Genomic DNA, 12,401 nt, shown 5'->3' with positions numbered 1-12,401 from the left:
TTGAATATGAAAAAGACCAGTTCTATTAATTAATTGGATAGAACTGGTCTTTTTGGTATGGAGATATTTTCCTTTAAATATATGTTACGTTCCAAAAGTTTGGTTGAATTAATGCTAGAAAAAGATATTCGATTTATTTTAATCAGAGTATGTTGGATCAATTTTAGTAGTTGTACGCGGAGATTCAATATTCATTCGCATTCATATTGAATCCAATACTGTTCATTTCTCTTAAATAACTGATAGCCAATCCAACCAGATTTTAATACAAAGACGCCTCACCTGGTATTACATTTAACGAATCTGTTCCTGCATGAAAATTTGTCATCTTTATTGATGCTGGTATATACGGTGAAATATGAATTTGTTGTAGTTGTTGTAAGATCAAACTTCCAACTTCAATCGCATTTATTCCTTCGTGTGGTCGTGCACCGTGATGATCTTCGCCTAAAATTTTTCCTTTTACAAATACACACGCACCATGTTGGATTCCTGCAGCACACGCTGGATACTGTATTTCATTTTTGGGACGTACATGCACCCCAAATAAATAATCTAAATCATCGACAATGCCTGTCTTGACTACTTTTACTGCACCGTTTCCTAATTCTTCAGCAGGTTGAAAAATGACTCTTACAGTTCCATTTAAGCAATTTTCTTTTTTCTTTAATGTAACCATTGTTCCCGTAACAATTCTCATATGTGCATCATGACAGAAGACTTTGCTAGTAAAATAGGATTAGAAGCTGGAACTCCTGTCTCCAATGGAAGGTGTTAGGGGCTTTCGTCCTCCTAATAATGTATAGACTGGTAAATTGCTCACTTTACCTAAAATATCTTAACAAGCAATATCAATGGCAGCTTTGGCAGCTCCGTTATGAACTAATGATTGATTCATTACATTAATTCATGTAACTGTTTTATATTTCTTGGGTCTTGTCCAAGAATAGTTGGAACTAAATTATGTTTCAAAGCAGCGATAACACTATATACAGATTCTCCCGTTACATGTTCGTCTGGTACACTTTATCCATAACCAATAATCCCTTCATCCGTATGTATTTTAATGACAATAGTTGGCATAGACTCATACGTATGATAGGAAATGATAAAAGATTCTTTAAGTGGTAGGTTGATTTGAAAAATTTCTACCTTTGTTATTTTTATTTTAATTACCTCATTATAAAGAGTGTTTTTTAAATGTCCGTTAATAAATAATCGAATAATTTTTTACCATTCGAAATAAGCTGAGAACCTATATAGCATATAAACAAATCAAGATTAAACAGGCATAAAAATAAGAAACTGGTATAAATGATCAAGTATCATTCAGCCAGTATCTCATCATAATATCAAAAAAGTTACACAAAATTAGTTTGTTTTTAATTTAACTCCATCTTGGTACTTAGGTGCGATAGGATCATATTTAAAGTTTTCTACTTCCTTTCTCACAGCAATACTATTACTTGGAATATATATTGGTGCCCAAACAGCGTGGTCTATTAGGTATTTTTGTATTTCATGATATTTTTCGACTCTTTCCTCCCAAGTAGGGACTCTTTCTGCTTCCATTAACATTTCATCAGTTTTCTTATTTTGCCACCTTGAATGGTTTGGAAATGGGATTTGTTTTGAATTAAGAAACCAATCTAAAATATCCGAATTTTGCCAACCATACATTCTTAAAAACAACTCTTGATTTCCTTCTTGTAGCATGTCTGAGTAACTAGAACTTTCAAACATTTGAATTTCTGTTTCTATTCCAATTTCCCTTAATTGAGCTTGCAATACTTCAGCAATTCTTCCGTAGTTACTTGCATTTTCGGCTGATAATGTAAATTTAAGTCCATCATCGTATCCGGCTTCTTTTAATAAACTCTTAGCTTTTTCTACATCATAATCATAACCATCTTTTTCACTATCAGTATAATATTCTTCGGCTAAAATTGGAGGCAAGTATCCATGAGCAACTTCAGCATATCCTCTAAATACATGGTCAACAATTTCTTGTTTATTTATTGCATGGTTGATCGCTTGTCTAACCCTTACATCGTTAAAAGGTTCTTTATCAGTTGCATAAGCCAAGTATCCTAAACGAGGAGCTCCGCCTGTAAAAATCTCTATCTCGTCATTATCTTCAATAGTTTCTACCATTGTTGGTGTAAGATCTCTAACAATATGAACATTTCCCACTTCTAATTCCATTAAACGAAGGTTTTCTTCAGGTATTATTTTCATTACAATTTCTTCAATTTGTGGAACTCCGTTGTTTTCCATAAACTCTGGTCCCCAATCATATTCTGGGTTTTTTTCTAAGACAATCTTGTCGCCTTGATTCCATTCTTTTAATTTATATGGTCCAGTACCAATTGCATATTTACTTCCATATTCATCACCATATTTATTGTATGAGTCTTTGCTCATAATACCTGCTGGAGTACTTGAAAGTCTAAATAACATATTTGGAAATGGATTTTCTAATTTTATTACAACTGTATGGTCATCTTCCACGACAATTTCTGTAAGAGGCTCAAAGTCATTTTGTGCAGGTGATCCCGTTTCTGGATCTTTAATTGTATCTAAAGTCCACTTGACATCATGGGCAGTTAACTCGCTTCCGTCATGAAATTTTATATTCTCTTTTAAATAAAATTTCCATGTTAATCCATCTTCAGAAACTTCCCACTTTTCAGCGAGAGAAGGGTGATAATTAAAATCGCTGTCTCTAGTGACTAATCGATCAAATATATAGATTAAAGCATTATGATAATCACTCGTAACTAAATGATCTAAAGTTTCTGCATCTCTATCATAGGCAATTATCAGAGCATCTTTGTTCGAAGTTTCATTAGAACCATTACTTACATCAGAATTCGAATCTCCACCCGTTTCCTCTGGTGGTTGACTTACACAAGCAGATAAAAGAAACGTTATAAATAAAATAAAGGTTAATCCTAACATTAACTTCTTTAACATTTTAACAGCCCCCTTTTGGTCCTTATTATAATCCTGATGATCAATGCTAATCTGTTTATTAGAAATTGTTTATTTCCTTTTCAATATGTTTCCAGGTAAGACTCCAGTATGTTCTGACTTTTCTACAACAACCTTGCCGTTAACAATCACATATTTTACTCCTATTGAATACTGGTGAGGTTCATCGAATGTAGCTAGATCAATAATATTTTCCTTATTAAAGATTGCAATATCTGCATAATACCCTTCTTTTAATACCCCCCTCTTATTAATTTTCATTTTTTTAGCTGGCAATGATGTTATCTTTTTAATTCCTTCCTCTAAGCTAATAACTTTTTTGTCTCGTACATACCTGCCTAAAATACGCGGAAATGTTCCATAATATCTAGGGTGAACGGAACCTTCGCCTAACAATCCATATGGAGCAACAGCCCTTCCATCACTCGATAATATGGATCTAGGATGTTTCATAAATGTTTCTACATCATCCTCATCAATCGCAAAATAGATAGATTTAATTCCTCCTTTCTCATCGATTAACAAATTAATGACAGCTTGGTATGGGGAAACACTCATTTTGTCTGCAATTTCTGTAATTGTCATACCTTCATAAATTTTATTTTTATCTGATGTCAATAAAGCAATTTTGATATCATCCCAACTAAGTCCAATTAAAGGATTATCCCAATCATCATGTTTCATTTTCATTTCTTCAATCACTTTAGATTGAATTTTTTTGTCTGTTAATAGAGTTGCCATTTGAATGGCCCCATCTTCTTTAACCCATGGTGGCATTAAGTCAATTAAACCGCTTCCGTAAGCATCATATGGATATATATCAAAATCAATATCTAAACCTCGATTTCTAGCATGATCAATTAAATTTAAAGCCTTTTTAGCTTCACCCCAATGTGGTTGATGGGAAAGTTTTAAATGAGTAATTAGCACGGAAACACCTGTATCATTTGAAACGTCAATAGATTCATTAATACTTTCAAAAACGTCTTTTCCTTCACTACGCATGTGTGTTGTATACACTCTGTCGTATTCTTTTAGTACGTTAGCTAGAGCATTGATCTCTTTTTTAGAGGAATAAAACCCTGGTTCATATTGAAGACCTGAAGACATACCAAACAGTCCATTTTCTAACTCAAATTTTAGAAGTTCCGTCATTTGATCTAACTCTTTAGAAGTTGGCTCTCTTTTTTCGAACCCCATTACTCCTATCTTGATGGTTCCATGACCAACCATTGGAGCAATGTTAAAAGGTATACCATTTTTCTCAATTTCATCTCTCATAAACTCCGCTTGACTTCGCCAATTCCACTTCTTTTTTTCTTCGTCTGATAATAAAGCTGTGTTTGCGAGATAACTTAGTAAATGATTGCTATTTTTTTCTATAACTGGAGCCGCACTAAAACCACAGTGCCCCTGTACTTCTGTTGTAACGCCTTGCCTTATTTTACTTTCACCTTTATTATTAGCTGGTAATGTCCACTCCGAATTACCATGAATATCGATAAAACCTGGAGTAACCGTATACCCCGAAGCATCTATTACTATATAAGCATCTTGGTCTATGTTCGGTTTTATCATTACAATCTCATTACTCTTTATTCCGATATCAGCTTGATAACTTTCAGAACCTGTACCATCTACTATTTCGCCATTTTTTATAAGTAAATCTAACATTTGAATACCTCCATCTTCAGGATAAGATAAATATTTATTTTAACCTAGGATCTAAGAAGTCTCTTAAAGAATCTCCAAATAAGTTAAAAGCTAATACTAATATCGCAAGTAATAAACCAGGGAAAAAGATGATCCAAGGAGCTTCTACAATATACATTCTTCCACCACTAATGATTGAACCCCAGCTTGGAGTTGGTGGTTGCGCACCTAATCCTAAAAAACTAAGTGATGCCTCAGATATGATTGCAACTGGAAATTCCATTGTAGTTAACACTATAATCGGTGCCATTGCATTCGGTAACATATGTTTAAATATCGTTCGAAAACTACTCATACCAAGAACTCTTGTTGCTTCAATAAACTCTTGTTCGCGAAGTGATAAAAATTCTGCTCTTATCAACCTTGTATATCTTGACCAACTTACAAGTGCCATTGCAATAATCAAATTTATTAAATTTGGACCTAAAGCAGCAATGATTGCGATTGCAAGCAATATTACTGGCAAAGACCCAAATATATCTGTAATTCCCATTATGATTGAATCAATACGTCCACCAAAATAACCAGCAATGACTCCTAAAACAAGTCCAATAAGGAGAGAAAGAGCAACTACTCCAAAGCCGACAACTAGTGATATTCTCGTTCCATATACGACTCTACTAAAAATGTCCCGTCCTAAATCGTCTGTTCCAAATATATGTTCATTGTTTGGTGGTGTTAACATTTTTGGAAGATCAATATAATCATAAGGATATGGAGCAATGACAGGTGCGAAAATAGCTGTTATGATTGTTATAAACATAATTGCCGCTCCAAATATAGCTGTTTTATTAGATAAAAATTCTTTAAATAATTCAAGTTGTTTACTGGATTCATATGATGAATGTTCTGGCTCAAGTTTGTTATCTTGCTGAATTAGATAATTCTCTTTCATTCCATTGCACCACCTATCTTTAATATTTTATTCTAGGATCAACAGCAGCATATAGAATATCAGAGATTAAATTTCCGATTAGTACTAGAGTTGCTAAAACTAGTATCGAACCTTGAACAATAGGGTAATCTCTTGAAAATATTGAATCTACCATCAGTTTTCCAATTCCAGGGATGCTAAACACTGTTTCAATAATGACAGAACCACCAAAAATTAAACCTAACCTCATACCAAATAATGTGATAATAGGGATCATTGCATTTTTTAACGCGTGTTTAAAAAGAATTTTTTCTTCTCTGAGTCCTTTGGATTTTGCAGTTCTAATATAATCTTGTCTAATTTGTTCAAGCATACTAGACCTAACCATTCTTGCAGTGATTGCAGCATCGGTTAATCCTACGGTCAATGTTGGTAATATTAAATGTTGATATGTGCCATAACCCGACAATGGTAGCCATCCTAGTTTGTATCCAAATATATACAACAGTAGTAATCCAAATAAAAAAGTAGGTAAGGAGAGTCCAATCAATGCTCCTGTCATAGATACATAATCTGCCATTGTATTTCTTTTGATTGCGGCAATAACCCCGATTGGGATTGAAATAACAAAAGAAAATATTAATGCATAAATACCTAATTCAAATGTAATCCGAATCCTTTCACTAATAATCTCTGCTACTGACCTATTTTGTAATATTGATGTCCCTAAATCGCCCGTTAAGATATTTTTAATAAAAGTAAAATATTGAGCATGTAATGATTGATCTAATCCAAGTTTCTTTTCAATGTTTTCACGTACTTCTGGTGATGCATTTGGTCCAGCAATTAAATCTACTGGACTACCAGGAGATAAATGAAGGATTAAAAAAACAATTATTGTCAAACCTAACAATGCTGGTATCATAAGTAGAAGTTTTTTAATAATATACCTTAACAAATCAATTCCCCCCTTTAATTGATGTGGTATGGAAGTAAGATGATATTTACAGATTTAAATCATAATGGCAATGTACAAAGTGATTATGAGCAACTTTACGTTTAGAGGGTATATCGACTTTGCATTTTTCAGTTGCAAATTTGCAGCGTGTGTGAAAACGACAACCCTGTGGAGGATTAATCGGGTTTGGAGTTTCGCCCTCTATAATTACATCTTCATTATTTTGCTCTGGGTCTGGTACAAGAACTGCTGACAAAAGCGCTTTAGTATAAGGGTGCTTTGGTCTTTCAAATAAATCATTTTTATCAGCTATCTCTACTATCTTTCCAAGGTACATTACAGCAATCCTATCGCTAATATGCCTTATAATACTTAAATCATGACCAATAAAAAGATAAGTAAGGTTTAATTTTTTTTGTAAGTCTTCTAATAGATTGATAATTTGTGATTGTATAGATACGTCTAATGCAGATACTATTTCATCACAAACAATAAATTTTGGATTCATTGCTAAAGCCCTAGCAATCACTATTCTTTGTCTTTGTCCTCCACTAAATTCATGTGGATAACGATTAAGGTGTTGTTCATTTAATCCAACCAATTGTATTAAATCTTTTACTCTGCTTTTTCTTTTTTCTTTGTTTTTCATTTTATGAACTACTAATACTTCTTCTAATACATCACCTATCTTCATCCTTGGATTTAATGAAGCAAACGGATCCTGAAAAACTAATTGCATTTCTTTTCTTAAACCTTTAAGTTGTTTATTCTTCATTTTTAAGACATTGTTTCCATCAAAAATGACTTCTCCCTCTGCTTCTTTTAATAGTCCTAAAATAGCTCGACCAGTTGTTGATTTTCCACAGCCACTTTCACCGACTAATCCCAAAGTTTCTCCATTCGCAATATATAGATCAATATCATCAATTGCTTTTACATGTTTAGCACGTCTTGATAAAATACTTTCATTTATAGGAAAATAAACTTTTAAATTATTTACTTTCAATATTGCTTTCTTTTCTGCCATATGAATTCCCCTTTCAAACCTCCCAACAACGTACAAGAGAATCTCCTTTTTCAAAAAGAGGCGGTTCCTTTGCTAAGCATTTTTCTGTTACGAATTGGCATCTTGTCTGGAATCTGCATCCTTTCTTTATTTCACCGGGCATTGGCACAGATCCTTTTATAGAAAATAACCTACGCTGTTTTCCATTTATTTCTGGAATGGACTTTAATAAGCCAACTGTATAAGGATGTAAAGGATTACGGAAAATCGTTTTAACATCAGCATATTCGACAACCCTACCGCAATACATGACCAATACTTTCTCGGCTGCTGCTGCTACAACTCCCATATTATGGGTGATCAACATAACTGATGTTTGAGTTTGTTCTTTCAATTCTTTTATTAATTTTAAAATTTGAGCTTGTGTCGTAACATCAAGAGCAGTGGTAGGTTCATCAGCAATGAGTAATTGTGGATTACATGCTAACGCCATTGCGATAACTACTCTCTGTCTCATCCCACCACTTAACTGATGGGGATATTGCTTTAATCTTTCTTCAGGTAACGGAATATTGACATTTCGTAACATTTTTACGGCTAAATCTATAGCGTCTTTTTTGGATGTATTCTGGTGTGTAAAGATCGTCTCTATTAATTGATTTCCGATTGTAAATACTGGATTAAGTGATGTCATCGGTTCTTGAAAAACCATAGAAATTTTATTTCCTCGTATTTTTTTCATCTCATTTTCAGTAAAATTGAGTAAATCTTGGCCATCAAATATTATTTCTCCACCTGTGATTTTTCCAGGATTGGCAATTAATTGCATAATCGAAAGGGCTGTAACACTTTTTCCTGAACCCGATTCACCTACTATCCCAAGTGTCTCTCCTTTTAAGATACTAAAACTTACATTTTCGATTGCAGGAATACTTTCTTTTTTGTTATTAAAACTAGTTGTTAAATGATGAACGCTTAAAAGTTTTTGCTCCATATTATTCGCTCCAGTTCCTCTAAAAGATCTCTTTATTATAAGTTATCTACTTATGCAAGCGCTTTAAATTATAGTTAAAACAATTAATTTTTTTGATAAGTTTTAGCTTTGTGAATAAAATAGGTTAGTAGTTTACTAGACTTTTTATCTTTTGAGAATATTTTTTCGGGGTGAAATTGAACTCCTACAAAGAATGTCTTATGAATAGCTTCTATTGCTTCAATTACTTGATCAGGTTTAGAAATTGCAGATACAACAAATGTTTCCGGTAAGTGAATTACAGCTTGTGTATGATAACTATTCACATGCCAATTTTCCGATTGGACAATTTTTTGGAGTAATGTATTAGGGAATATCTCAAAGGAATCCCAATCTATCAATCCATCTTTATCTGTATGGTAAGGAATCTGATCCTCAGTAATTTTTCCCCTAAGCACTTCTGCAATCATTTGGTGCCCTCTACAAAAACCTATTGTGGGTAAATCATGTTTCCATGCTTCTTTTTATTAAAATAAACTCAAACTCATACCTCTTTGTTTGTTGATCTTTTAAATAAGGTATAAAGCCGTCACTAGGATTGATTCCTATATCACCCCCACCAGACAATAAAAGACCATCTGTTCAAGAAATAATATGTCTAAATTCTATAGGATCAATTGCGTTTTTTACAGAAGGATTAATTAATAAAGGAATGCCACCGAGCGCATAAATGGCATTTACATAATCACTTCCAACATAAAAGAAGTCTGGAATGTTCTTATCAAGTTGATTTTTAGGCCATGTTTCAAAACTCCAAGCAGCGCTAATACCTATAATTGGTTGCAAACTGATTATTCCACCTTTCTGTCTATCTGTTTGATCATTTAATTAATGTTCTCGAAAATTCTTAAAGTTAATAACTATACTAAGTCATTATTACAGGTTATGTCAAGTGCGTAAATAAAAAGAATTACTGTTTAATTACTCTTAATTTAAGTTATAATACTACATTAAAATGTAAATTGTTTAGCATTCTCATAATGTCATGTTATAATAACAAAAAAATAAGGAGGGATTAAATGCTTAATCGTAATTTATCTATCCCACTATACGAACAACTTAAAAATATTATTGAGCATAAAATTAATACGAATGAATATAAGGCAAACGAGCAAATACCGTCAGAGAGAGAACTAGGGGAGATGTACAACGTAAGTCGTATTACTGTACGGCAGGCTATTGCTTTAGCAGAAAAAGAAGGTTTAGTTTCTAAAGTCCACGGTGTTGGAACATTTGTAGCAAAACCAAAAATCCGTCAAGAATTAAATGCCATCGCTGACTTCCAATCAACAGTGGCACAATCAGGTTTAATTGCTTCCACACAACTTATCGACAGTAATATTATAACGAGTGATTTTAAGTTGTCTAAACTATTAAATATAAACATTATGGAAAAGATTCTTAATCTACAATTAGTTGGGTATGGCGATGATAGTCCAATAGTGTTTTACAATACTTTTTTTCCTTTTATGGTAGGTGAAAAAATACAAAAAGCAACCGAAAAGTGGATAGACAAAAAATTACCATTTTCAACCTTAGATTTATATAAAGGTCATACAGATCATACACCAACTCATGTGGAACAAACATTTGAGGCGATAATTGCCCATGAGCAAGTTGCAGGAATTTTAAAAATAGACCCAGGATTTCCTTTGCTCAGGGTCACATCTATTGTTTATCAAGAAAATAACCCACTAGAGTTTAAAGAAACCTATTATCGTGGTGATAAATATAGATTTTTCGTTACTCGAAAGATTAAGATGACAGACACTTAATGTTTTTTATTTTTCTGACATTGACATTTTACTCTTTTAAACGTATGGTGATTATAACATGTTATGATTATAGGAGGTTACATTGATGAAAAAAGAAATTAGAATTGTTTGTCCTAACGGGCATCTAGGATTCGCGCCAACAAAAAAGGAAAGTTTTTATATTGCTGCTGATACCAAACCTGACTATTATTGTTCTGATTCAGGTAGTGATGATATTGGAGCTTCTGCACTTGGTTCAGATCGATCAGTAAGTATGTATAAATGGCAAAAACACGATTTAGAACTAATGCTCTTGAAATCTAGAGAGCAAAATGTACCAATGATTATAGGTTCTGCCGGGGATACTGGAGCTGATAGTAGAGTTGATATGTATGTACAAATAATTAAGGATTTAGCAAAGGAACATAATTTATCATCTTTTAAAATAGGTTACTTTTACTCTGAAGTTGATAAATCATATATTAAAGACAAATTAGAAAATAATGTAGTCATAGAAGGTTTAGATTCACGATCAAACTTAACGATGGAAGATATCGAAGAAACTGAAAGAGTTGTTGCAGTAGCAGGGGTGCATCCATTTTTGAAAGCGCTTGAATTAGGAGCCGATGTCGTAATAGGAGGAAGATCAAGTGATATCGTTATATTTGCAGCTGCAGCAATTAGGGAAGGGTTTCCGGAAAAACACGCATATTACGCTGGGAAAGTATTAGAATGTGCTTCATTTTGTGCTGAACCATACGGCGCAAAAGAAAGTGTTATCGGAACAGTCACACATGATGATGTGAAAGTTACAGCTATGCATCCAGACCAACGCTGTACAATTGCATCCGTATCGGGTCACGCAATGTATGAACGCTCTAATCCTTTCTACGAATACTTCGCAGGTGGAATGTTAGACATGACAGATTGTGTTTATGAACAATATGATGAGCAAACAACTCGAATAACTGGTCAAAGATTCGTACCTGTCGAAGGTGATGTCAAAGTGAAATTAGAAGGATCTGGGATTGTAGGAGAGAAATTCATTGGATTTGCTGGAGTTCGTGATCCTTATACGATAAAACATATTGATGATGTTATTGTTTTCACTCGTGAACAAGTAAGCAAAGAATTTAGAGGGGTTGACTATGATCTCCATTTTCATATTTTTGGAAAAAATGGTGTTATGGGAGATTTAGAACCAATAAAAGAGATAAAGTCCCATGAATTAGGAATTGTCGTAGAGGGAGTTACGAAATCAAAAGTAACAGCCGAAGAACTAACTCTCTTTGCTACAAGACAAATTTTTTATGCTAAATTACCGGAAGTAAAAGGAACAGCAGGCACGGCTTCATTTATTGTAGATGATGTGTTATATGCCGGAAAAACATACAAGTGGACCATGAATCATGCGATGCCTGTTGACGATCCATTAGAGTTGTTTAAAGTTCAAATTGAAGAAATAAATAGTAAAACATATGCATGATGAAGGAGAGATGATGTTGAAAAAAGTTTATTTACATGAATTAGCCAAAACGATTAGATCGAAAAACGCGGGTACTGATCGAATTACGTTCGACATTATTTTTGAGAAGAAAGAAGATTATCTGCTTGTACGAAATAGCAATGTATTAACGAAACAGAGTGTTGCAAAATTATACAACATTAATGAAGAACGTATAACTGATTTTGTTTTATATGATCCAGCAAATGCAATAAAATTTACAATAGATAGAAATCAGCCAAGTAGTAGTCCTGGCGACAGTGATATTTTTGGAAGTCAACAATATGCTCCTCTATTAGATGTAAAAGTACCAATTACCTCGTAATTGATAATTACGATTTTTATAACATAAAAATGACTTGGGAAATAAAGAGTATCAATGTAAGGTTTAGTATCACTTATGAAATCTTTTTGGAAGATGTTGATTACAGTTTTTAGTTGAATTTATCATATTAAGTTTTCTAATTCTAGGATGCAAGACACAAGAAAAATTCTTATTACAAAATTAAACTAATCGTAGTAATTGGTTCACCCCAAAAAAGGGTAGAAAACCTCAAAATCTAGT

At 33.2% G+C, this 12,401-nt stretch carries 11 protein-coding genes and 1 pseudogene; 3 read left to right on the top strand and 9 right to left on the bottom strand.

The annotated features are described in order from the left end of the window. Window positions 1–262: 262 nt before the first annotated feature. The 9 genes and pseudogenes from SPD89_RS21405 to SPD89_RS21365 all read right to left on the bottom strand — a co-directional run bounded on the left by SPD89_RS21405 (window position 263) and on the right by SPD89_RS21365 (window position 9,364). Window positions 263–700 (bottom strand): M20/M25/M40 family metallo-hydrolase, encoded by a 438-nt coding sequence (locus SPD89_RS21405; protein ID WP_336263972.1) that lies wholly within the window; start codon window positions 698–700, stop codon window positions 263–265. 671 nt (window positions 701–1,371) lie between these two features. After that, window positions 1,372–2,976 (bottom strand): ABC transporter substrate-binding protein, encoded by a 1,605-nt coding sequence (locus SPD89_RS21400; RefSeq protein ID WP_336263971.1) that lies wholly within the window; start codon window positions 2,974–2,976, stop codon window positions 1,372–1,374. A gap of 69 nt (window positions 2,977–3,045) precedes the next feature. Continuing rightward, entirely contained in the window at window positions 3,046–4,668 is a 1,623-nt protein-coding gene (locus tag SPD89_RS21395) for an N-acyl-D-amino-acid deacylase family protein (protein ID WP_336263969.1), read from the bottom strand. Window positions 4,669–4,702: 34 nt separating this feature from the next. Then, window positions 4,703–5,602, bottom strand: coding sequence for an ABC transporter permease (locus SPD89_RS21390; RefSeq protein WP_336263968.1), 900 nt, complete (start codon window positions 5,600–5,602; stop codon window positions 4,703–4,705). Window positions 5,603–5,621: 19 nt separating this feature from the next. After that, on the bottom strand, window positions 5,622–6,539 hold the full coding sequence (locus SPD89_RS21385) for an ABC transporter permease (RefSeq protein ID WP_336263967.1): 918 nt from the start codon (window positions 6,537–6,539) through the stop codon (window positions 5,622–5,624). Window positions 6,540–6,585: 46 nt separating this feature from the next. Further along, window positions 6,586–7,566, bottom strand: a complete 981-nt coding sequence (locus SPD89_RS21380) for an ABC transporter ATP-binding protein (protein WP_336263966.1) — start codon at window positions 7,564–7,566, stop codon at window positions 6,586–6,588. Window positions 7,567–7,579: 13 nt separating this feature from the next. After that, on the bottom strand, window positions 7,580–8,539 hold the full coding sequence (locus tag SPD89_RS21375; RefSeq protein ID WP_336263965.1) for an ABC transporter ATP-binding protein: 960 nt from the start codon (window positions 8,537–8,539) through the stop codon (window positions 7,580–7,582). Between the two features lie 83 nt (window positions 8,540–8,622). After that, window positions 8,623–9,027 (bottom strand): annotated as a pseudogene (locus tag SPD89_RS21370) (gamma-glutamyl-gamma-aminobutyrate hydrolase family protein); the annotation flags it as partial. A gap of 133 nt (window positions 9,028–9,160) precedes the next feature. After that, on the bottom strand, window positions 9,161–9,364 hold the full coding sequence (locus tag SPD89_RS21365) for a hypothetical protein (protein ID WP_336263964.1): 204 nt from the start codon (window positions 9,362–9,364) through the stop codon (window positions 9,161–9,163). A gap of 233 nt (window positions 9,365–9,597) precedes the next feature. Here SPD89_RS21365 and SPD89_RS21360 point away from each other — a divergent pair, with 233 nt between their 5' ends. The 3 genes from SPD89_RS21360 to SPD89_RS21350 all read left to right on the top strand — a co-directional run bounded on the left by SPD89_RS21360 (window position 9,598) and on the right by SPD89_RS21350 (window position 12,161). Next, a complete protein-coding gene (locus SPD89_RS21360; protein ID WP_336263963.1) occupies window positions 9,598–10,353 on the top strand; it encodes a GntR family transcriptional regulator in 756 nt (251 codons plus the stop codon). An 85-nt stretch (window positions 10,354–10,438) separates the two neighbouring features. Then, window positions 10,439–11,818 (top strand): acyclic terpene utilization AtuA family protein, encoded by a 1,380-nt coding sequence (locus tag SPD89_RS21355; RefSeq protein WP_336263962.1) that lies wholly within the window; start codon window positions 10,439–10,441, stop codon window positions 11,816–11,818. Between the two features lie 16 nt (window positions 11,819–11,834). Next, a complete protein-coding gene (locus SPD89_RS21350) occupies window positions 11,835–12,161 on the top strand; it encodes a DUF4387 domain-containing protein (RefSeq protein ID WP_336263961.1) in 327 nt (108 codons plus the stop codon). Window positions 12,162–12,401 lie beyond the last annotated feature (240 nt).

This window comes from Pseudogracilibacillus sp. SO30301A (assembly GCF_037072025.1).
Taxonomy (GTDB): domain Bacteria; phylum Bacillota; class Bacilli; order Bacillales; family Amphibacillaceae; genus Pseudogracilibacillus.
The sequence above is the reverse complement of the archived record's forward strand: the minus strand, read 5'-3'. Positions and strand labels throughout refer to the sequence as shown.